General features: G+C 46.1%; 18 protein-coding genes and 1 pseudogene. 5 read left to right on the forward strand and 14 right to left on the reverse strand.

Annotated elements, in window-relative coordinates:
* Window positions 1-206 precede the first annotated feature (206 nt).
* Together VIC_RS01335 and vexH are read left to right on the forward strand one after the other, a co-directional pair.
* Window positions 207-1,271 carry an efflux RND transporter periplasmic adaptor subunit gene (locus tag VIC_RS01335; RefSeq protein WP_006957343.1) on the forward strand — a complete coding sequence of 355 codons (1,065 nt, stop codon included), beginning with the start codon at window positions 207-209 and terminating at the stop codon, window positions 1,269-1,271.
* A complete protein-coding gene (vexH, locus tag VIC_RS01340) occupies window positions 1,271-4,381 on the forward strand; it encodes a vibriobactin export RND transporter permease subunit VexH (RefSeq protein ID WP_006957345.1) in 3,111 nt (1,036 codons plus the stop codon). The genes VIC_RS01335 and vexH overlap by 1 nt, the downstream gene beginning before the upstream one ends.
* A 61-nt stretch (window positions 4,382-4,442) precedes the next feature.
* Here the strand turns inward: vexH and VIC_RS01345 are convergent, their stop codons facing one another.
* Window positions 4,443-5,042, reverse strand: a complete 600-nt coding sequence (locus VIC_RS01345) for a YitT family protein (protein WP_006957346.1) — start codon at window positions 5,040-5,042, stop codon at window positions 4,443-4,445.
* Between the two features lie 366 nt (window positions 5,043-5,408).
* Here VIC_RS01345 and glyA point away from each other — a divergent pair, with 366 nt between their 5' ends.
* The 3 genes from glyA (at window position 5,409) to VIC_RS01360 (ending at window position 8,132) form a co-directional block, all read left to right on the forward strand.
* On the forward strand, window positions 5,409-6,659 hold the full coding sequence (gene glyA, locus VIC_RS01350; protein WP_006957347.1) for a serine hydroxymethyltransferase: 1,251 nt from the start codon (window positions 5,409-5,411) through the stop codon (window positions 6,657-6,659).
* Window positions 6,660-6,865: 206 nt separating this feature from the next.
* Window positions 6,866-7,312, forward strand: a complete 447-nt coding sequence (gene tnpA, locus VIC_RS01355; RefSeq protein WP_039951144.1) for an IS200/IS605 family transposase — start codon at window positions 6,866-6,868, stop codon at window positions 7,310-7,312.
* Window positions 7,313-7,565: 253 nt separating this feature from the next.
* The gene (locus tag VIC_RS01360; RefSeq protein ID WP_006957348.1) at window positions 7,566-8,132 is read left to right on the forward strand and encodes a hypothetical protein; all 567 of its coding nucleotides are present in this window, start codon (window positions 7,566-7,568) and stop codon (window positions 8,130-8,132) included.
* 71 nt (window positions 8,133-8,203) lie between these two features.
* Here VIC_RS01360 and VIC_RS01365 read toward each other — a convergent pair.
* The 13 genes and pseudogenes from VIC_RS01365 to leuS all read right to left on the reverse strand — a co-directional run bounded on the left by VIC_RS01365 (window position 8,204) and on the right by leuS (window position 21,191).
* Window positions 8,204-8,529 (reverse strand): annotated as a pseudogene (locus VIC_RS01365) (hypothetical protein).
* Window positions 8,530-8,662: 133 nt separating this feature from the next.
* A complete protein-coding gene (gene lipA / locus VIC_RS01370) occupies window positions 8,663-9,628 on the reverse strand; it encodes a lipoyl synthase (protein ID WP_006957350.1) in 966 nt (321 codons plus the stop codon).
* Between the two features lie 24 nt (window positions 9,629-9,652).
* A complete protein-coding gene (gene lipB, locus VIC_RS01375) occupies window positions 9,653-10,306 on the reverse strand; it encodes a lipoyl(octanoyl) transferase LipB (protein ID WP_006957351.1) in 654 nt (217 codons plus the stop codon).
* Between the two features lie 178 nt (window positions 10,307-10,484).
* On the reverse strand, window positions 10,485-10,763 hold the full coding sequence (gene ybeD, locus VIC_RS01380) for a DUF493 family protein YbeD (RefSeq protein WP_006957352.1): 279 nt from the start codon (window positions 10,761-10,763) through the stop codon (window positions 10,485-10,487).
* Between the two features lie 143 nt (window positions 10,764-10,906).
* Complete coding sequence (locus VIC_RS01385; protein WP_006957353.1) at window positions 10,907-12,085, reverse strand: serine hydrolase; 1,179 nt, start codon at window positions 12,083-12,085, stop codon at window positions 10,907-10,909.
* 89 nt (window positions 12,086-12,174) lie between these two features.
* Window positions 12,175-12,957: a septal ring lytic transglycosylase RlpA family protein gene (locus VIC_RS01390; protein ID WP_006957354.1), complete on the reverse strand. Its 783-nt coding sequence runs from the start codon at window positions 12,955-12,957 to the stop codon at window positions 12,175-12,177.
* The gene (rodA, locus tag VIC_RS01395; protein ID WP_006957355.1) at window positions 12,958-14,079 is read right to left on the reverse strand and encodes a rod shape-determining protein RodA; all 1,122 of its coding nucleotides are present in this window, start codon (window positions 14,077-14,079) and stop codon (window positions 12,958-12,960) included.
* Complete coding sequence (mrdA, locus tag VIC_RS01400; protein WP_006957356.1) at window positions 14,079-15,962, reverse strand: penicillin-binding protein 2; 1,884 nt, start codon at window positions 15,960-15,962, stop codon at window positions 14,079-14,081. Before mrdA ends, rodA begins: the two co-directional genes overlap by 1 nt.
* Window positions 15,963-15,968: 6 nt before the next feature.
* Window positions 15,969-16,439, reverse strand: coding sequence for a 23S rRNA (pseudouridine(1915)-N(3))-methyltransferase RlmH (gene rlmH / locus VIC_RS01405; protein WP_006957357.1), 471 nt, complete (start codon window positions 16,437-16,439; stop codon window positions 15,969-15,971).
* 3 nt (window positions 16,440-16,442) lie between these two features.
* Complete coding sequence (rsfS, locus tag VIC_RS01410; RefSeq protein WP_006957358.1) at window positions 16,443-16,760, reverse strand: ribosome silencing factor; 318 nt, start codon at window positions 16,758-16,760, stop codon at window positions 16,443-16,445.
* A gap of 60 nt (window positions 16,761-16,820) precedes the next feature.
* Complete coding sequence (holA, locus tag VIC_RS01415) at window positions 16,821-17,834, reverse strand: DNA polymerase III subunit delta (RefSeq protein ID WP_006957359.1); 1,014 nt, start codon at window positions 17,832-17,834, stop codon at window positions 16,821-16,823.
* 6 nt (window positions 17,835-17,840) lie between these two features.
* Window positions 17,841-18,473 (reverse strand): LPS-assembly lipoprotein LptE, encoded by a 633-nt coding sequence (locus VIC_RS01420; protein ID WP_006957360.1) that lies wholly within the window; start codon window positions 18,471-18,473, stop codon window positions 17,841-17,843.
* 144 nt (window positions 18,474-18,617) lie between these two features.
* The gene (leuS, locus tag VIC_RS01425; RefSeq protein ID WP_006957361.1) at window positions 18,618-21,191 is read right to left on the reverse strand and encodes a leucine--tRNA ligase; all 2,574 of its coding nucleotides are present in this window, start codon (window positions 21,189-21,191) and stop codon (window positions 18,618-18,620) included.
* Window positions 21,192-21,294: the final 103 nt, after the last annotated feature.

Below are 21,294 nucleotides of genomic sequence, written 5' to 3' on the forward strand. Positions count from 1 at the left end.
AGCAAACTCGCTAAACCTGTAAAGCCTTTTCTTATGATTTTGAATTGAATGCTGGCTTTTTGGGCAAAGATGCCAGTAATTAACCTAAAAGCTCACGTAATCAACGTCTAAACTTACAGTTTATTGCTCTCTCTTTACATTACTTGACGTTTCCAGCGCGGTTTAACGAGTACAATGTACGGAGTTTTTTGAGGCAGAATTTAAACATGAAAAATAAAATTATTCTGAGCATTTTGTCGTTGTCTATTCTGGCCGCAGCACCTGGTGTGCAGGCTAAACGACAAGGTCCACAGACAGTTACTGTGGTGACTGAACAGGTCCAGGTTCATCAGGTTTCTCAGTCACTGTCTTTAGTTGGAAAGCTGGAAGCCGAGCAATCTGTTGTGGTCTCTTCGGAAGTGACTGGAAAGGTGGATGTCATTGCTGTTAAGGCGAATCAGGAGGTCAAACAAGGCCAGATGCTGATTCAGCTTAACGATGATAAGGCCAGAGCCAGCGTGGCGGAGGCTCAAGCGTACCTGAAAGATGAAGAACGCAAATTGAGAGAATTTGAACGTTTGGTGACGCGCAATGCGATTACTCAGACAGAAATAGACGCGCAGAAAACCAGCGTAGAAATCGCTAAAGCACGTCTTGATGCCGCGAATGCTAACTTGAGTGACCTACATATTACTGCACCGTTTTCCGGCACGGTTGGCTTTGTGGATTTCAGCTTAGGCAAAATGGTCAGTGCGGGTGATGAATTAGTGGCACTGGATGATCTTTCAGTAATGCAGTTAGATTTACAAGTGCCGGAGCGCTATCTATCTCAGATCTCTAAAGGCATGAAAGTAACATCAAAGACGGCAGCATGGAATGATGCTGTGTTCAGTGGCGAAGTCGTGGGTATCGATTCACGAATCAATGAAGAAACCCTTAACTTAAGGGTTCGTATCCACTTTGACAATCCGAAACAAAGCCTCAAACCGGGCATGTTAGTGGCTGCGGATATGGATTTTCCTCCAATGGAAGCGCCGATTATTCCTGTTCAGGCACTCGAATATTCTGGCACCAAACGTTACGTCTACGTGGTTGGTGACGACAACAAAGCGGTTCGCACTGAAGTCTTCTTAGGCGCTCGTATCGGCAACCAGGTCGTGATTGAAAAAGGCCTGGATATTGGCCAGAAAATCGTTGTTCAAGGCATTGTGAACATGCGCGATGGCGTTGCCGTGAGTGAACTGGGTGAAGATGGCAAACCACTGAATAATGAGCAAGAAGGTAACAGCTAATGTGGTTATCTGATGCTTCAGTAAAACGACCCGTTGCGGCGGTCGTTCTCAGCTTGCTGCTGTGTGTATTTGGTATTGTCTCTTTCAGTAAACTGGCGGTACGCGAAATGCCGGATATTGAAAGTCCGGTTGTCTCAATCAGTACCCGTTATGAAGGCGCTTCAGCGACCATTATTGAAAGCCAAATTACGACTGCACTGGAAGACCAGCTTTCTGGTATCAGCGGTATTGATGAAATTGAATCGACCACGCGTAATGGCAGCTCACGAATCACGATTACTTTTGAACTTGGTTATGATCTCAATACTGGTGTCAGTGACGTTCGGGATGCGGTTGCACGTGCGCAGCGTTCCTTGCCTGATGAGGCGGATGATCCCATTGTTTATAAGAATAATGGCTCCGGTGAAGCGTCTCTCTACATCAATCTGAGTTCTTCAGAAATGGATCGGACCCAGTTGACGGACTATGTCGACCGAGTTCTGCTCGACAGATTCAGTTTGATCTCGGGTGTAAGCTCGGTGGACGTGTCTGGCGGCTTGTACAAAGTCATGTACGTTAAGCTGAAACCAGCCCAGATGGCGGGGCGTGGAGTTACGACTTCTGACATTACTGCGGCACTGAATAATGAAAATATTGAAAGCCCGGGCGGCGAGGTACGTAACGATCAGATCGTAATGTCGGTTCGTACTGCTCGCAGCTACAACGTGGCTGAAGATTTTGAATATTTGGTGGTTAAGCGTGCCAGTGACAATACCCCCATCTATCTGAAAGATGTGGCTGATGTCTATATTGGCGCGGAGAACGAAAATTCGACCTTTAAGAGTGATGGTGTTGTAAATGTCAGCATGGGTATTGTGCCTCAATCGGACGCTAACCCGCTTGAAGTGGCAGACTTAGTGCATGATGAAGTGGAGAAAATCCAGCAATTCCTTCCATCGGGAACTCGTCTTGCCATCGACTATGATTCAACCGTTTTTATTGAGCGTTCGATAGCAGAAGTGTATAGCACTCTGTTTATTACCGGTGGTCTGGTCATTCTCGTGCTGTACATATTCATTGGTCAGGCACGAGCCACGCTGATCCCAGCAGTAACGGTGCCTGTTTCTTTGATTTCATCCTTCATGGCCGCTTACTACTTCGGTTTTTCCATCAACCTTATCACGCTGATGGCGCTGATATTGTCGATTGGATTGGTGGTCGATGACGCCATCGTGGTGGTGGAGAACATCTTCCACCATATCGAGCGGGGTGAAAAACCACTATTAGCGGCATACAAAGGGACACGTGAAGTTGGCTTTGCCGTTGTGGCGACAACTCTGGTACTGGTCATGGTTTTCCTGCCCATCTCGTTTATGGATGGTATGGTCGGCCTGCTGTTTACCGAGTTTTCGGTACTGTTGGCGATGTCGGTGATTTTCTCATCACTGATTGCATTGACACTGACTCCAGTACTGGGCAGCCAACTATTAAAGGCTAACGTGAAACCAAACCGCTTTAACCGTTTCATCGATCGCATGTTTGGTCGTTTGGAAAGCGGTTACCGTAAAGTATTGCGTGGAGCCTTGAAATGGAAATGGGCAGCGCCTCTGATCATTTTGACCTGTATCGGCGGAAGTTGGGGCTTGATGAAGCAAGTGCCTTCTCAGCTCACGCCATCTGAAGACCGCGGGGTGATCTTTGCCTTTGTTCGTGGCGCTGATGCTACCAGTTACAACCGCATGGCTGCGAACATGGATATCGTCGAGGAGCGCTTGTTGCCGCTACTGGGCGAAGGTTTCCTTAAGTCCTTCAGTATTCAATCGCCAGCCTTTGGCGGTAACGCCGGTGACCAGACGGGTTTTGTCATCATGATTCTGGATGACTGGAATGATCGTGATGTAACGGCTCAGCAGGCGCTAGGAGAGGTAAGAAAGGCGCTGGTTGGTATTCCTGATGTTCGTGTCTTCCCATTTATGCCAGGCTTCAGAGGTGGTTCTAGTGAGCCCGTCCAGTTCGTGTTAGGTGGTTCTGATTACCCTGAGCTGAAACAGTGGGCCGAAAAGCTTGAGCAGTTAGCGGAAGAGTCTCCGATCATGGAAGGGGCGGACATTAACTATTCTGAGCGAACCCCTGAGCTGGTGGTGACGGTTGATAAACAACGTGCGGCAGAGTTGGGTATCAGCGTATCAGAGATTTCTGAGACCTTAGAAATTATGCTTGGCGGTAAGAGTGAAACGACTTTTGTCGAGCGTGGTGAAGAATATGATGTTTATTTACGCGGTGATGAGAACAGCTTCAATAACGCGACGGATCTAAGCCAGATTTATCTGCGAACCAGCTCTGGCGAGTTGGTGACACTGGATGCGGTCACCAAGATTGAAGAAGTGGCTTCGTCGATTCGTTTGTCACACTACAACAAACAGAAATCGATTACCGTAACGGCTAACTTGTCTGACGGGTATACCTTAGGTCAGGCACTGGACTTCCTAGATCAACAAGCGGTGGAAATTCTGCCGGGCGATATCTCAGTCAGCTACTCTGGTGAATCGAAAGATTATAAAGAGAACCAATCCAGTATTCTGGTGGTGTTTGGCTTAGCACTGCTGGTCGCGTACCTAGTCTTGGCAGCGCAGTTTGAAAGTTTCATTAACCCACTGGTGGTGATGTTCACTGTCCCTATGGGGGTATTTGGCGGCTTCTTGGGCTTGTTCTTTATGAGTCAGGGGCTGAATATCTACAGCCAGATTGGCATGATCATGTTGATTGGTATGGTGACCAAGAACGGTATCCTGATCGTTGAGTTTGCGAACCAGCTTCGTGATCGCGGCTTCGAATTTGAGAAAGCAATAGTCGATGCTGCGGCACGTCGTCTGCGCCCAATCATGATGACGGCATTTACTACGCTTGCTGGTGCAATTCCGTTGCTCTTATCGACAGGGGCAGGTTATGAAAGCCGAGTGGCGGTAGGTACGGTGATCTTCTTCGGTATGGGCTTCGCAACGCTGGTGACTTTGTTTGTTATTCCTGCGATGTACCGATTGATTTCAGCAAGTACGCAATCACCGGGACATGTGGAAGCTGAACTGAACAAAGAGCTAAGTCACGATGTGAAGGCCAGAACCTCACACTAATCGCAGCAACTAATAACGCAAAAAAGCCCGCAATTCGCGGGCTTTTTTTATCTAGTGGTTCTCAACCGTAATTGACGGAATAACGGGTTGGTTTGTGATTCATAGCTAACACAACATTGAGCAGGATAGCGCCCAGAATGGATAACCCGATGACTTCAGGAGAGACAAAAAAGAATGAAGCGAACAAGATGCAACAATCGATGGCTAGCTGAGATTTGCCCACTGAAATGCCGAACTTATCCTGAATAAACAGGCAAAGTACGTTGAAACCGCCGAGACTTGAGCGATGACGGAACAGTATAAGCATACCCAAACCCATCAGTAACCCACCGGCAACCGCGCAATACACAACGTTGACCGTTTCAAGGCTGACGACCAGAGATAGGTGGTCTGCAAACACAGAAACCAAGGCACCAGAAATAGCACTGTTGAAGGCAAATCTTGAGCCAAAACGCTTCCACGCGAGTAAATAAAAAGGACTGTTGGCCAAAAAGTAAAGCGTACCGAAGGAAAGTGACACAAACTGGCTCATAAGCAGGGCCAAACCTGTGGTGCCTCCGGTTAACAGATTTGCAGATTGGAGGAAGAAAACGCCCTGAGCGACCAGAAATGTTCCAGTTAAAATAGCAATCCAATCTTCTTTGCGTGAGTGTTTTTCCATCAATTTGAAACTTTTACAGTAGATAATGGCGCGCATACTATTTAAAAAATGAGGTTTTCGGTAGCTTGAGAAGCAAATTTAAGGTAAACCTATGTAATTATCGTTTTACGGGGTGTAAAGGGAAAAATTGACACTTTTCATATTTATACGATTTAGAAAGGTGACAATATGACAATCCTTGTAGAACCACATGAAGAATCTGCATGAGAAAAAGTAAAACTTTCTCTTTATGGCCAAGATCAAATTATGTAGAATGCGCGCTATTAACGTGATGCAAACGTTTGCGTGAATCAATTTACGTAGATTAATAGGGTCATTGGTAGGTTTTTTGCAAATTTCAGTTTAAATCTGAGTCAGGAGATACAGATGCTAAAGCGTGATATGAACATCGCAGATTACGATGCGGAACTGTTCGCAGCAATCCAAGAAGAAACTCTTCGCCAGGAAGAACACATTGAACTAATCGCTTCTGAAAACTACACGAGCCCACGTGTAATGGAAGCTCAAGGTTCTCAGCTAACAAACAAATACGCTGAAGGCTACCCTGGCAAGCGTTACTATGGCGGTTGTGAATACGTTGATAAAGCGGAAGCTTTGGCAATTGATCGTGCATGTCAGCTATTCGGCTGTGAGTACGCTAACGTTCAACCTCACTCGGGCTCACAAGCAAACAGCGCTGTGTACATGGCATTGCTAAATCCAGGTGATACTGTTCTAGGCATGAGCCTAGCGCATGGTGGTCACTTGACTCATGGCTCACCAGTAAACTTCTCTGGTAAACACTACAACGTGATTCCTTACGGTATCGACGAAGCGGGTCAAATCAACTACGACGAAATGGAGCAACTTGCTCTAGAGCACAAGCCTAAGATGATTATCGGCGGCTTCTCGGCTTACTCTCAAATCGTTGACTGGGCTCGCATGCGTGAAATCGCAGACAAAGCCGGCGCGTACCTGTTCGTAGACATGGCGCACGTTGCGGGTCTAATCGCAGCAGGCGAATACCCAACGCCAGTCCCTCACGCTCACGTAGTGACGACGACTACGCACAAGACATTAGCAGGTCCACGTGGTGGTCTAATCCTGTCTAACGCTGGCGAAGATATGTACAAGAAGTTGAACTCAGCGGTATTCCCTGGTGGTCAGGGTGGTCCTCTGATGCATGTTATCGCAGGTAAAGCGGTAGCGTTCAAAGAAGCAATGGAGCCGGAATTCAAAGCATACCAAGCGCGCGTAGTGAAGAACGCTAAAGCGATGGTTGCCCAGTTCCAAGAGCGTGGTTACAAGATCGTTTCTAACGGTACAGAGAACCACCTGTTCCTAGTTGACCTCATCGACAAAGACATCACAGGTAAAGATGCAGATGCAGCACTTGGCGCTGCAAACATCACGGTAAACAAGAACTCAGTACCAAACGATCCACGTAGCCCGTTTGTGACTTCTGGCATCCGTGTAGGTTCTCCAGCAATCACTCGTCGTGGTTTCACTGAAGAAGATGCCAAAGAGCTAGCGAACTGGATGTGTGACGTTCTAGATAACATCGGAAATGATGATGTTATCTCGGCAACTAAAGCCAAGGTTCTAGAGATCTGTAAGCGTCTACCTGTTTACGCTTAAATAGCACTCAGCATAGAACCATAAAACTTCCAGTTTTTGGTTTCACTAACTGTATGCTGCAATAGCCTCCTTCGGGAGGCTTTTTATTTTCTGGCCCTAAACCACCTTCTTTAGAAGGTGGTGATCGTTCTTTTGGGCTTTGCCCGAAGAACGCTCATGTTCAAGATGTCCTCGTTTGCAACCAACAAATGAAGGAAATAACGAACATGAGCAGATATGAATCCGCTTCACACGTTTATCATCGGTGCCAATATCATATTGTTTGGACACCTAAATATCGACTAAAGATTCTGAAAGGAAATTTAGGCAAAGAGCTGTATCGAAGTATCTACGTTTACAGCAATATGAAGAAATGCAAGGTTGTCGAGCTTAACGTCCAAATTGATCATGTCCATTTAGTCGTGAGGCTTCCGCCGAGCATGAGTATCTCAAATTACATGGGGTTTGTTAAAGGTCGTACAGCGATTAGGTTGTTTAACAAATTTCCGTATTTGAGAAAGAAAAAGCTCTGGGGTAATAAGTTCTGGCAACGAGGTTACTTTGTTGATTCGGTAGGGATGAACGAGGAAATTATACGTAGATATGTCAGGCACCAAGATCGTGTGGGGAAAGAAGAAGAGGAGCGACAAATGCTTCTAGGGTTAGATAAATAGCAGTGAGCCCCCTTATAGGGGGCCAACCAAAGCCACCTGCTATGCAGGTGGATTTTTACTTTTTGCGAGTTTACTTCATAAAGATCAACTGGATAAACCAGTATTCCTCTAACTTCCCCTATCATACATATTGCTCATTCATTAACGATTAAAAACTAAAACATAATCACAATGTTTCATATCTATAATTGATTGGCATTGAGTTTAAATCTATATACTTAGTCTTAATTGGTAATTCATAAGGGAGAGTTGAATGCGTCCAACGAAAGAAAACCTGACCGCTTTAGTAGGCAAAAACATTGAAATGGATATACGCCTATCATGCCGGCCAGAGAACAGCGAAAATGGCTATTTGGAGAAGCAATATGGCGTCACTTTGCTGGAGCGCGATGGTAAAGTTGTTTTGACTCGTGATGATTCATCAGTCGATGCCGGCGTATGGGTGCCTTATGCTGAAACGAAAGCGGTAGTAGGGCGTTACACGGGCAGCGGTGTTGGTTGGTTGGCATCTGGCCCTTTCAGCGGCTGTGAAATGGCTATTGGTGTGGATAAGGACCAGAATCGTGTCTTTGCTGCGCATATTGCTAAGCAGAGTGGTTCTACGGCTCCAGCCGATTACCGCAAATTTCGGACTGATGCGAAAGCAAGCGAGTTCTACTGGAACCGTATTCCTATGCCTTTTGAAGACAAATTTTCGTGCGCCTATGTCTTCGTGATCTGTTCAACGGATGGCATTATCTCGATGAACTCGCTAGAAGTTGAAGTGACCAGCATGGGGGGCAGCAACGGTAAGGTGTTGTCGGTAAGGACGTTTAAGTAGCTTAATCCACGGATGAGATGCAATAAAAAAGGTTGATATCATATCAACCTTTTTTTGATTCTAGCTTGAGCTTATTTTGAAATGCTCAGCAGAGTGCCTGACTTACATTGAAAGAGTAGTACTTGCGGCTTTCGCTGAACTTACCTAGGCCTTCACCATCACAGTAATCGATGTTGATGTCACGCATGGTTTCTAGAGTAGCTTCACTAGTTAGAGCAAATTTAGAACCGTCAGCACAAACGATACGTACGCGACCATCATCGCTTACAGAGTAAAGCTCAACCTCTGTATTACACAGCTCAAAAGAAGCTTCACGGAAATTGTCTTGCTGTGTATTAGAAGCGCAACCTGCTGTCAGTGCGGCAAGAGCGACAGCAACAAAACCTAATTTTTTCATAATAATTCCTTGGAAGATGTACTTTTTAGTGTTGTTAGGGGTAAGCCTATAGAAGAGTTGTGTCTCATTCAAGAAACGAAATTAAAAAGGGCTGACTTATGCAGTCAGCCCTTTCTATTAACTAAAAGAACACTTAGCTTACTTCCACACCTTGTGCCTGAAGATCAGCGTGGTAAGAAGAACGGACAAATGGTCCACACGCAGCATGGGTAAAGCCGAGCTCCAAAGCAATCTCTTTGAGCTCATCAAATTCTGAAGGTGGTACGTAACGCTCCACTGGAAGATGGTGGCGACTTGGTGCCAAATACTGGCCTAGAGTCAGCATCGTCACACCGTGCGCACGCAGGTCTTTCAAGACTTCGACGATCTCTTCTTTGGTTTCACCTAGGCCCATCATCAAGCCTGATTTAGTCGGTACATCTGGATGCTGCTCTTTGAATTTCTTAAGCAGTTGCAGCGACCATTTGTAGTTTGCACCAGGACGAGCTTTGCGATACAGACGAGGGGCCGTTTCCAAATTATGGTTGAAGACATCTGGTGGATTGTCTTTCATTAATTCAAGTGCTACATCCATACGGCCGCGGAAATCTGGAACCAGAGTCTCGATGCGGATGTTTGGATTTTTGGCACGAATCTCACGGTTACAATCGGCGAAGTGCTTGGCACCACCGTCACGAAGGTCGTCGCGGTCTACGGAAGTGATAACCACGTATTTTAGCTTCATGTCGGAGATAGTCTGAGCCAGCTTTTGTGGTTCATTCTCTTCTGGAGCAACCGGGCGGCCATGTGCGACATCACAGAATGGACAGCGGCGAGTACAGATTGCGCCAAGAATCATAAAGGTCGCCGTGCCGTGGTTAAAACACTCAGCCAAGTTTGGACAAGAGGCTTCTTCACATACCGAGTGAAGGTTGTTTTTACGCATTGCCGATTTGATATCTTGAATACGTTGGCTGTCAGCAGGCAGCTTGATCTTCATCCAGTCTGGTTTGCGCAGAATTTCTTTTTGCTCAGTTGGCATGTTCTTGACTGGAATCAGTGCCATCTTGTCGGCGTCACGGTATTTAACGCCTTTTTCCATTTGGATTGGTTTACTCATGCTTTCTTTACTTCTCTTTGCTTCTCATCGCGTAGGAGAGGCCTCTTTGCTGAATTCCACTTGCTCGTAGTTAAGCAAAGTGACAAGTTCTTCGACTAGTGTCTTCTCAACCTGGGTAAGATCATCCGGGCCGCCAAGCTGGCTAACCTGAACCATTTCCATGCCAGCATAGCCGCATGGATTGATACGTAGAAATGGTGACAAGTCCATATTTACGTTGAGTGCTAAACCGTGGAAAGAGCATCCCTTACGAATTCTCAATCCTAGTGAGCAGATCTTTTTACCATCAACATAGACGCCTGGTGCATCCGGTCGTGCCGCTGACTCAATATTGTAATTTTTAAGTGTGTTGATCACGAGATTCTCAATATGAGTGACGAGATCTCTAACACCGAGTTTTTTACGACGTAAATTTATCAGGAAATAAGCCACAAGTTGACCTGGACCGTGGTAGGTAACCTGACCGCCTCGGTCGCTTTGAACAACTGGGATGTCGCCCGTATTGATCAAGTGTTCTTCTTTACCTGCTTGTCCCTGTGTAAACACTGGGTTGTGTTCAACCAGCCAAACTTCGTCACAGGTGTCCTCTGTACGAGTGTCTGTGAAGTCATGCATGGCTTGCCAGATAGGCTCATAATCTTGCCTACCTAAGTGTTTAACAACAAGCTGGTTGTGCATCCCTAATCCTATTGCCCGTAAATAAAGTTTGTGGATTATAAACTGGTTCTGGTCAATGAACTATATACCAGTAACACATTTTTAACCCTTGATAAAATACAGGATTATTATCTGTTTGATATCTAAAAAGAAAGCAGCTTACGCTGCTTTCAAAATAATTTTACTTTATCAAATAAAATTATAGAACCATGCGCACGATATCAATCTCGCCCAATTCTTTGTATAACGTTTCTACCTGTTCAATGGAAGTCGCTGTGATCGTCACAGACACTGAGTGGTAGTTGCCTTTCGCACTAGGTTTTACACTAGGGCTGTAATCACCTGGAGCGTGGCGTTGGATCACCTCTAGAACCTTCTCTGGCAGTTCAGGTTTCGCATAGCCCATCACCTTGTAAGTAAATGAGCAAGGGAACTCAAGCAGGTCTTTCAGTTTTGCATCTGAGTTGATAGTCAACATGTTGAAACTCCAAGTTGGAAAGTCGTTTTAGCAGCGCGGAATAGTACTGCCATTAATTTTAAATCTCAAGATCCTGCCGACTTGTGTTTGGCAGGAACAAAAAAAGCCGCATTATGCGGCTTTCGATGAATGTGTGGTTTGAATTACAGGAAGCTCTTAAACAGCATCACGATGTAATCCCACAGACGGCTGAACAGACTACCTTTATTGACATCTTCTAATGCCAGAAGTGGGTACTCAGCAACATCTTCGCCTTCTAGTTGATAGTATAGCTTACCAACTACGTCACCTTTCTTAATTGGGGCTTCCAGCTCTTTTTCAAGTACGAAGCTCGCCTGGAGGTTTTTGGCCTGCCCACGAGGAAGGGTAACGTAAGTATCCTGATCTAGACCCAGTGCAACAGTATCTTTGTCGCCCATCCAGATTTTTTCTTCAACGAAGGTTTCACCAGCTTTATGTGGAGCAACGGTTTCAAAGAAGCGGAAGCCGTAACTCAGTAGCTTTTTGCTTTCTGATTTACGTGCGTTTGCGTTCTTAGTGCCCATGACGACGGCAACAAGGCGCATTTTACCTTCAGTCGCCGAGCTCACTAGGCTATAACCAGCATTGCTTGTGTGACCGGTTTTGATACCGTCAACGTTCATGCTCTTGTCCCAAAGCAAGCCGTTGCGGTTGTATTGGGTAATGCCGTTGTAGGTGAATTTCTTCTCTGAATAAATACGGTACTCGTCTGGCACGTCACGAATTAACGCTTGGCCAAGTAGAGCCATATCGTAAGGCGTCGAGTACAGGTTAGGGTTGTCTAAGCCGTGAACGTTAGCAAAGTGAGTGTCTTTCATGCCTAACGTATCCGCCCAAGCATTCATCAGATCAACGAAGGCATCTTCTGACCCTGCAATATGCTCTGCCATAGCAACACATGCATCGTTACCCGATTGAACAATGATGCCGCGGTTAAGTTCTTCGACTTTAACTGTCGTGCCGACTTCGATAAACATCTTTGAAGAATCTGGGAAGTTTTTAGCCCACGCATTCTTGCTGATGGTTACGTCGTCCTGAAGCGAAATATTACCACGCTCTAGTTCTTGGCCGATCACGTAACTGGTCATCATTTTGGTCAGACTTGCAGGAGACAACTTAGTGTTCATCTCTTTCTCTGCGAGGATCTTACCTGAGTTATAGTCCATCAAAACGTAGCCTTTCGCAGCGATTTGAGGAGCGTCTGGTACAACAATTGGGGTGGCAAACGAAGATGATGCGAAAGTTGCAGAAAGCGCAATAGAAGACGCAAAAACGGATTTAATTAGCGTTGTTTTTTTCATATTGACTACAGGTTTTTATTAACTGTCCATATATTAACAGAAACAATCGCTCAAACCAGTGTGCGGCGTACCTCACACTGGATTGAGGACTACTGGGATTTTATAAAAGCACTCGAATAGCCCATCAGCTTAACTTGTTCTAAGGCCTTTTGCGTCAGCATATAGTCATCAAACGGGCCCAAAAACACGCGGTGAAGGTTTTTATCCGAGCTGATATAGCTCTTTACCGAAAGTGTTTGACTCAGATCTTGCGCTAAAGTTCGTACTCTGTCTTCATGTTGTGAAGACGCAACCTGAACAACGAACTTTGGTAGTGCTTTTTGTTTATGTACTTCCGTTGGCTTGTCGACAGAGATGACCTCTATTGACACATTGGCAGTGCCTGTACGGACCACATCTAATTTGGTGGCGGCTGCAAAGCTGAGGTCGATAATCCGACCTTCATGAAAGGGACCACGATCGTTAACGCGTACAATGGCTGTTTTACCATTATCTTGATTGGTTACTTTGACATAACTCGGTATCGGTAAGGTCTTATGCGCCGCCGTCATGGAATACATATCGTACACTTCGCCGTTGGAAGTTAGGTGACCGTGGAACTTCTTCCCGTACCAAGATGCCTGTCCTTCCTGAGTAAATCCTTTGGGCTCTCTTATGATCTGGTAGCGTTGTCCACGAAGCGTATAGTCGCTATTGCCGCCCAAACTGTACGGTTCGTACTGAGGGTTTGCATCTTCGATATGATCGACAGAGATCGGGGCATCCGGTGCAATATCGTCGTCTATCGTGTAACGCTTTGAAGGCGCAGAGGAACAACCTGCTAGAATGGTTACGGCGCATAGCGTGCCTAGCAGAGCTTTATTTATTGTCATTTAAGTTGCCTTCGAAAATGCTTTTCTGTGAGTGTGGATCGACATTAATATGCCAAAGCCTGCCATTAAGGTCACCATGGACGTACCGCCATAGCTAATCAGAGGCAGCGGAACACCTACGACTGGCAAGATGCCACTCACCATACCAATGTTTACGAAAACATAAACAAAGAAACTGAGCACGATACTGCCGGCCATCATACGGCCAAAAGCTGTTTGCGCTTTACTTGCTAGCACTAGGCCGCGTCCGATGATAAACAGGTACAAGCTAAGCAGAATCAGAATACCAATCAGGCCCCATTCTTCGGCTATCACCGCAAAAATAAAGTCGGTGTGACGTTCTGGTAAGAACTCAAGTTGAGACTGAGTCCCTTGTAGCCAACCTTTACCAGCGATGCCGCCAGAACCAATGGCAATCTTGCTCTGGATAATGTGATAACCAGCGCCAAGAGGATCAGACTCTGGGTTGAACAGAGTACGAACTCGGACTTTCTGGTATTCCCTCATCAAGAAGAACCACAAGATTGGCAAAAATGCGCCGAGGCCACAGGCTGCTGCGAAGATGATTTTCCAGCTGATGCCGGCAAGGAAGATAACGAAAATTCCTGAGGCGGCAATTAGAATCGAAGTGCCTAAATCGGGCTGTTTCGCGATCAAAATGGTTGGTACAAAGACCATCACCAACGACATCACAAGAGTCTGAAACGTTGGGGGTAGTGAACGCTTACCAATGAAGCGCGCAACCATTAATGGAACAGCAAGTTTGAGTAGCTCTGAAGGCTGGAAACGAACAAAGCCTAGGTTTAACCAACGCTGCGCGCCTTTTGAAGCCTCACCAAAAAACAGAACCCCGAACAGCAGCAGAACGCCGACAATGAACATTAGAGGAGCTAGAGATTCATAGGTTCTGGGAGGTATCTGAGCGAGAATTACCATCACACCGAGTGATAGCCCCATACGCATCGCTTGTCGATCCATCATCGCTAAGCTTTGGCCACTGGCGCTGTACATTACGACCAGACCGAAGCCCATTAATACCAAAATACCTAGCAGTAAAGGCAAGTCGATATGGAAGCGCTCGAACAGCGCTCGGTTTTGGCCTGTAGCAGGATCAAAATCCATTATTCTTTCGCCTCTTTATCTTCTACTAACACGCGGTCAAAGACCTGCCTGACCACAGGGCCACCTTGTGAAGAGCCTCCGCCCGCATTTTCAAGTACGACCGTCACTACCACTTCAGGTTCTTCCAATGGAGCAAAGCCGGTAAATAGAGCGTGATCTCTTAAGTGCTCAGCAATTTCATCTGCGTTGTATTCTTCATCCTCTGCTAGACCGAATACCTGCGCAGTACCAGATTTACCGCCACTGACGTAAGGCGTATTGTAGAAGGAGCGTCTTGCTGTGCCTTTTTTACCGTGGTTAACCAGTCGCATCCCTTCTATCGACAAATCCCAGAATTTTTCTTTAACGTCAGTAATTGGCGGGTAAGTCTCGATCTCAGACATCACTTGCTTATCGAATTGCTGGCCATTGTCGATGGTTGCTCTCAATAGGTGAGGTGCGATCACTTCGCCTCGGTTAACCAACACAGAGGTCGCTTTCGCAATTTGCATAGGTGTTGCTGTCCAATACCCTTGGCCTACGCCGACAGGAATGGTGTCTCCCTGATACCAAGGTACACGGTGACGAGCCATTTTCCATTCACGAGTTGGCATGTTTGCTTTGCTCTCTTCATAGATATCGATGCCGGTTTTTTCACCAAAACCAAACATCATCATCCAGCGAGAGATTCGGTCGATGCCCATGTCGTAGGCTATCTGATAAAAGAAGGTATCCACGGACTCTTCTATCGATTTGACGATATTAACTTTACCGTGTCCCCAACGTAGCCAATCTCGGAAAGGCCTTGTTTTAGAGTTAGGAATCTTCCAGTAACCAGGGTCATTACGCGTGGTGTATGGAGTGATGACGCCTTCTTCCAGAGCCGCTACCGCTAAAAATGGTTTAATTGTCGATGCTGGTGGATAAATGCCGAGAGTGGCTCGGTTAACCAATGGACGGTTCTTATCGTTGAGAAGAGCACTGTAGGCTTTGCCAGAAATGCCATGTACGAAAGCATTGGGGTCATAGCTTGGGCTCGAGACCATAGCCAACACACCGTTGTCTTTGGGATCGAGCACTACGGCACTACCACGGCGTCCAGCGAGTAATTCGTGAATGTAGAGCTGCAAATTTATATCGAGATTGAGAACGATGTCTTTTCCAGGAACTGGCGGAATGTACTTCAAGGTGCGGATAATACGACCACGGCTATTGACTTCGACTTCCTGATAACCAGCTGTTCCGTGAAGCAGATCTTCGTAATAACGCTCGATACCAAGCTTACCGATATCACGTGTTGCTTGATAGTTAGCGTCTTTTTCCTCGCGGATCAACCGCTGCATATCGCGGTCATTGATGCGCGACACATAACCAATCACATGGGTCAAAACATCGCCGTATGGGTAATGACGTTTTAAGCTCGCGTTGACAGCGACACCGGGAAACTTATGCTGATTGACCGAAAACTTGGCGACCTGTTCTTGCGTGAGCTGAGTCAGTATTGGCACTGATTTGAAACGTCGGGTCTGGCGTCTTTCCCTCTCGAAGCGTTCGACTTGCTCTGGAGTTATTTCAATGAACTCTTGAAGACCAGCGATAGTGGCTTCCATATCTTTAATTTTTTCTGGAGTAATTTCCAAATTAAAGACAGGTCGATTTTCAGCAAGTAATTGGCCATTGCGGTCATAGATCAACCCGCGGTTTGGTGCGATAGGAACGACTTTGATACGGTTATCGTTTGAGCGAGTTTTGTAATCTTGGTATTGATTGATCTGGATGTTGTAGAGGTTGGCCACTAACAAGCCAACCATAGTGACAATACCAATGAAAGCGACAATAGCCCGGCTTTTAAACAGCCGTGCTTCTTCTTGATAATCCCTGATTCGGGTACGCTTCCTTAACATTAACGCTTATTCTCGGTGATATGGATGATTAGCAGTGATACTCCAGGCTCGATACAGGCTTTCTGCCATCACGATGCGAACCAGAGGGTGGGGCAAGGTGAGTGCAGACAGCGACCAGCTTTGATCGGCCGCCGCTTTACAAGCTGGAGCTAACCCTTCCGGGCCGCCAATAAGAATGGAGACATCGCGGCCATCTAACTTCCAACTGTCTAGTTGCTGCGCCAGCTGAGGGGTATCCCACTTTTTGCCGGGAATATCTAGGGTAACAATTCGATTGCCTTTTGGCACCGCAGCCAGCATGGCTTCGCCTTCTTTTTGCAGAATCCTTGCAATATCGGCGTTTTTCCCCCGTTTTCCGGCTGGAATTTCAACAAGTTCCAGTGGCATATCGTGAGGAAACCGGCGCTTATATTCTTGAAAGCCTTCTTCAACCCATTTAGGCATTTTAGTGCCAACGGCGATCAATTGCAGTTTCATCGCTTAGCCCCAGAGTTTTTCCAGTTGATATAGCTCGCGTTGTTCTTCCTGCATAACATGAACAATGGTCGTGCCCATATCAAGGACGACCCACTCACCTTCACTTTCACCGTCTATGCCTAGTGGTTCAAGTCCAGCCATTTTTGATTCTTTTGCTACGTGTTCAGCAATAGAGGCAACGTGGCGTTTTGAAGTGCCTGTGCAGATAATCATGTAGTCTGTGATGCTGGATTTGCCTTGAACATCAAGTGTTTTAATGTCCTGTGCTTTCATGTCGTCGGCTTTATCTACTAGAAAATCATTCAGTTCTTCAAGTTGCAAAGTCAGTTCCTCGTTTGTTTATTCGGTTTAAAATCAAAGCGGCGCAGTATATCACGCTTTTTAAAGCTTCACTTGTGGCAAGCACATCTCAGTACTTAACTGATGCAATAGTGGCCAACTGGAAATCTCATATTGAGTTTTAGAGATAACTTCGGCTTTAGCAATTAACTGGATTAGCTGAGTGATCTTTGTCTGTGAAAGACGGTTTAACGCCGCAGAGTACAGTGGCCGCTTTGATTGCCATATCCGGTAGCGTTCAAATACTTGTCCTATAGCTTGCGATTGCATTTGTTGCTGCATCGAGAGTAACTGAGTCAACTCTTTCTGAATGGTTCGAAGCAAAATTACCGCTTCAACGCCTTCCGCTTCTAGTTGTCTTAATACTCGCTGAGCTCGGTTAGCTTTACCTGCTAGCAGAGCATCTGACCAGTGGAATGCAGTAAAATGATTGTGTCGGCTCAATGATTCTTCGAGTCTGATAAGATTTAACTGCCCATCGGGGTACAAAAGGGCGAGTTTTTCCAAGCTTTGTGTCAATGCAAACAAGTTGCCTTCATGCCACTGAGCTAACATTTGAATCGCTTCCGCATCCGGATTCAGGTTCAGTGCTCTACAGCGTGACTGGACAAACTGAGGCAGGCGGCTGAGGTCTGGCGTAAGACAATTTACCCAGCAGCCACGGGAAGATAAGGCTTTAAACCACTTAGCATTTTCTTGGGCTTTGGTGAGCTTAGTGCCAATCACGACTAAAATGATGTCACTGTGCAACACTTCTGAAATGCCTACTAGCTCTTTTGCAATCGCCGCGTTTACTCCTGATTCTGGGAGCTCTAACTCAATCAATTGGCGCGATGAAAACAGGCTTAATGCTTGGCAACTGTCATACACCAAGTTCCAATCAAAGCTGTTGTCTACTGCGAAACGGTGTCGTTCTTCAAAGCCCTGAGTGTAAGCGGCTTTTTGAATGGACTGACGAGATTCTTGTAGTAGTAATGGCTCATTGCCAAAAATCAGGTAAGTAGGGTGGAGCTGCTTATTGAGCTGCTCCACCAGCCGATCTGCGAAGATTCGCATAGGATTCTATTGAACCGCTGAGTTACTGTCAGACGCTCCTTGAGGCTCATCTGACGAATAGGTTTTGATTCGGTACTGCTCTTCGTCTGTTTTTAGTTGGATCTCTTGCTCTTCCATATCAAGCTCGTTAGCTTCGATATCTGCCTTTAAACGTGCCATTTGACGAATGATCTGAGTTGCAGCCAGTTTACGCATTTCATCTTCGATCATATCGCGTTCCACTGACTTCGCCAGTGCTGTTAGCGGGTTATCTAAGTAGCTGCGAGTAACACTGGTTGAAAAAGTCTTCGAACCTAGTTCAGGGATAGTTACACGGTAAGACGCTCGGAAGGTAAGTTCCTTCTCTGCTGCACGAGTATTTTGATAAAGAGAAAGTGTACGTTCACCAACACCTTCACTTGCTAAATGAAGATTCGGGATATTGTCAGAAGGCGGAACAACTTCAATCTCACTCATACGCAGTTGGGCTTTCATCATTCGGGTAAACGTACTGTACTGGTCATAACTGGTAAGAGACATCGTGTCGAGATCTTCCGGGATAGAGTAATCACCACGGAGATGGAAACCACAGGCAGACAGCAGGCTCGCTGCAAGTACAACGCTGGTGAGCTTAATAGTTGAGATTGAAAATAGGCGCATTAGTTGATGTTTCTCGATTATTTGAATACTTATCTAAGGCTACTCAGTGAATAGGCTGAGATAAGTAAAGCAGGGTAAATATACCCTGCTTAAGACTTTAGTTTAACGAATTAGTTCGCAACACTTTCTTTACTTTGCAAATGCTTAGTTTGCAACGATATTCAGAAGCTTACCTGGTACGTAAATTACTTTACGCACAGTCTTGCCGTCAGTGAACTTAGTTACGTTCTCATCGTTTAGACCTAGAGCTTCAATATCGTCTTTAGAAATATCGGCCGGAACAGTCAGTTTCGCACGTAGCTTACCGTTAACTTGAACGATGATTAGCTTCTCGTCTTCAACAAGGGCTTTTTCATCGTGAGTTGGCCATGTTGCGTTGTCGATGTCAGTTTCACCAAGACCTACCCACATTTCGCTAGAAATATGAGGAGTGATTGGGTAAAGCATTGCAACAACTGCTTTTAGCGCTTCATCAAGGATTGCACGATCTTGTGCAGATTCTTGTGGTGCTTTCGCTAGCTTGTTCATTAGTTCCATGATCGCTGCGATTGCTGTGTTGAACGTTTGACGACGAGCAACATCATCCGTCACTTTCGCGATAGTCTTGTGAACGTCACGACGAAGTGCTTTTTGGTCGCTAGACAGTGCCGAGGTATCCACTGCTTCTGCCGCGCCTTTCGATGCGTGCTCGTTTACGAGTTTCCAAACACGTTTCAGGAAGCGGTTAGCCCCTTCTACGCCAGACTCTTGCCACTCAAGTGTCATGTCTGCTGGAGATGCAAACATCATAAATAGACGTACTGTGTCAGCACCGTATTTGTCTACCATTTCTTGTGGGTCTATACCGTTGTTCTTCGACTTAGACATCTTGATCATGCCTGAGTGTTCAACGTCACGGCCAGTGTTGTCTTTCGCTGAAGTGATGCGGCCTTTACCGTCACGTTCAACAGTCACGTCAGTAGGTGCAACCCACTCAGTACCGCCTTTCTCGTTCTCGTAAGAGAATGCATCAGCCAGTACCATGCCTTGACATAGTAGGCGCTTGAATGGTTCATCAGAGGTTACGTAACCCGCATCACGTAGCAATTTGTGGAAGAAGCGAGAGTACAGTAGGTGCATACAAGCGTGCTCGATACCACCGATGTACTGGTCTACTGGTAGCCAGTAGTTTGCTTTTTCTGGATCTAGGATGTCGTCAGCTTGTGGTGAGCAGTAACGTGCGTAGTACCAAGAAGACTCCATGAAGGTATCGAACGTGTCAGTTTCACGTAGAGCTGGTTCGCCGTTAAATGTCGTCTTCGCCCACTCTTTATCAGATTTGATTGGGCTGGTTACGCCGTCCATTACCACGTCTTCTGGAAGGACTACTGGCAGTTGGTCAGCGGGTACTGGGTGAACTTCACCATCTTCAGTGGTTACCATTGGGATTGGTGCGCCCCAGTAACGTTGACGAGATACACCCCAGTCACGTAGACGGAAGTTAACTGTCTTAGTGCCTTTGCCTTCAGCTTCTAACTTCGCTGCGATTGCATCGAATGCTGCTTGGAATTCAAGACCGTCGAACTCACCTGAATCGAACAGTACACCTTTCTCTGTGTACGCTTCTTCAGAGATGTTCAGTTCACTGCCGTCAGTAGGCTTGATCACAGGGATGATGTCTAAACCGTACTTAGTCGCGAACTCGTAGTCACGTTGGTCGTGTGCAGGTACTGCCATTACAGCGCCTGTACCGTAGTCCATCAGTACGAAGTTAGCCACGTAAACAGGAACCTCACGGCCGTTCAATGGGTGAATAGCAGTAAGGCCAGTCGCCATACCTTTCTTCTCCATTGTCGCCATTTCAGCTTCTGCTACTTTGTTGTTCTTACACTCTTCTACGAAAGCAGCTAGCTCAGGGTTAGTTTTAGCGGCTTCTGCTGCTAGAGGGTGACCTGCTGCGATGCCTACGTAAGTCACACCCATTAGTGTGTCTGGGCGTGTTGTATAAACTTCTAGGTCAGCTTGACCTTTTACTTCGAACTTGAGTTCAACACCTTCAGAGCGACCAATCCAGTTACGCTGCATGGTTTTAACCATTTCCGGCCAGCCATCTAGCTTGTCTAGGTCATCGATCAGTTCTTGAGCGTATTCAGTAATTTTGATGAACCATTGAGGAATTTCTTTCTGCTCAACGATTGCGCCTGAACGCCAGCCGCGGCCGTCAACAACCTGCTCGTTCGCAAGAACTGTTTGGTCAACTGGATCCCAGTTAACTGTAGACATCTTCTTGTAAACTAGGCCTTTTTCGTAAAGCTTAGTGAAGAACTCTTGCTCCCAACGGTAGTACTCTGGCGTACAAGTTGCGAATTCACGGTTCCAGTCGTAACCCAAACCAAGCATTTTAAGCTGGTTCTTCATGTACTCAATGTTTTCGTAAGTCCATGGTGCAGGTGCCGTGTTGTTCTTAACCGCTGCGTTTTCTGCTGGTAGACCAAATGCATCCCAACCAATTGGTTGCATTACGTTTTTACCTTGCAGGCGTTGAAAACGAGATACCACATCACCGATGGTGTAGTTACGCACGTGACCCATGTGCAGTCGACCACTTGGGTAAGGGAACATAGAGAGACAGTAGAATTTTTCTTTATTTGGGTCTTCACTTACAACAAAGGTCTTGTTGTCATCCCAGTGCTTTTGAACTTTCTGTTCAATATCTTGCGGGTTGTATTGCTCTTGCATCGATGATATCCGGTTATCTTGGAAATTGTGAGTTCAGTTAGAACAGACATAAATAGATCGTCATAGAATACCTAAAGGAGAGGAGCACAACAATAGCCTACGG

The sequence above is a fragment of the Vibrio coralliilyticus ATCC BAA-450 genome (genome assembly GCF_000176135.1).
In the GTDB taxonomy this organism is placed as follows: Bacteria; Pseudomonadota; Gammaproteobacteria; order Enterobacterales; family Vibrionaceae; genus Vibrio; species Vibrio coralliilyticus.

Excerpts from the sequence above, each read along its gene's own strand:
- VIC_RS01335 (WP_006957343.1), top strand. The coding sequence starts at position 207 with ATGAAAAATAAAATTATTCTGAGCATTTTGTCGTTGTCTATTCTGGCC.
- vexH (WP_006957345.1), top strand. The coding sequence starts at position 1,271 with ATGTGGTTATCTGATGCTTCAGTAAAACGACCCGTTGCGGCGGTCGTT.
- VIC_RS01345 (WP_006957346.1), bottom strand. The coding sequence starts at position 5,042 with ATGGAAAAACACTCACGCAAAGAAGATTGGATTGCTATTTTAACTGGA.
- glyA (WP_006957347.1), top strand. The coding sequence starts at position 5,409 with ATGCTAAAGCGTGATATGAACATCGCAGATTACGATGCGGAACTGTTC.
- tnpA (WP_039951144.1), top strand. The coding sequence starts at position 6,866 with ATGAGCAGATATGAATCCGCTTCACACGTTTATCATCGGTGCCAATAT.
- VIC_RS01360 (WP_006957348.1), top strand. The coding sequence starts at position 7,566 with ATGCGTCCAACGAAAGAAAACCTGACCGCTTTAGTAGGCAAAAACATT.
- lipA (WP_006957350.1), bottom strand. The coding sequence starts at position 9,628 with ATGAGTAAACCAATCCAAATGGAAAAAGGCGTTAAATACCGTGACGCC.
- lipB (WP_006957351.1), bottom strand. The coding sequence starts at position 10,306 with ATGCACAACCAGCTTGTTGTTAAACACTTAGGTAGGCAAGATTATGAG.
- ybeD (WP_006957352.1), bottom strand. The coding sequence starts at position 10,763 with ATGTTGACTATCAACTCAGATGCAAAACTGAAAGACCTGCTTGAGTTC.
- VIC_RS01385 (WP_006957353.1), bottom strand. The coding sequence starts at position 12,085 with ATGAAAAAAACAACGCTAATTAAATCCGTTTTTGCGTCTTCTATTGCG.
- VIC_RS01390 (WP_006957354.1), bottom strand. The coding sequence starts at position 12,957 with ATGACAATAAATAAAGCTCTGCTAGGCACGCTATGCGCCGTAACCATT.
- rodA (WP_006957355.1), bottom strand. The coding sequence starts at position 14,079 with ATGGATTTTGATCCTGCTACAGGCCAAAACCGAGCGCTGTTCGAGCGC.
- mrdA (WP_006957356.1), bottom strand. The coding sequence starts at position 15,962 with ATGTTAAGGAAGCGTACCCGAATCAGGGATTATCAAGAAGAAGCACGG.
- rlmH (WP_006957357.1), bottom strand. The coding sequence starts at position 16,439 with ATGAAACTGCAATTGATCGCCGTTGGCACTAAAATGCCTAAATGGGTT.
- holA (WP_006957359.1), bottom strand. The coding sequence starts at position 17,834 with ATGCGAATCTTCGCAGATCGGCTGGTGGAGCAGCTCAATAAGCAGCTC.
- VIC_RS01420 (WP_006957360.1), bottom strand. The coding sequence starts at position 18,473 with ATGCGCCTATTTTCAATCTCAACTATTAAGCTCACCAGCGTTGTACTT.
- leuS (WP_006957361.1), bottom strand. The coding sequence starts at position 21,191 with ATGCAAGAGCAATACAACCCGCAAGATATTGAACAGAAAGTTCAAAAG.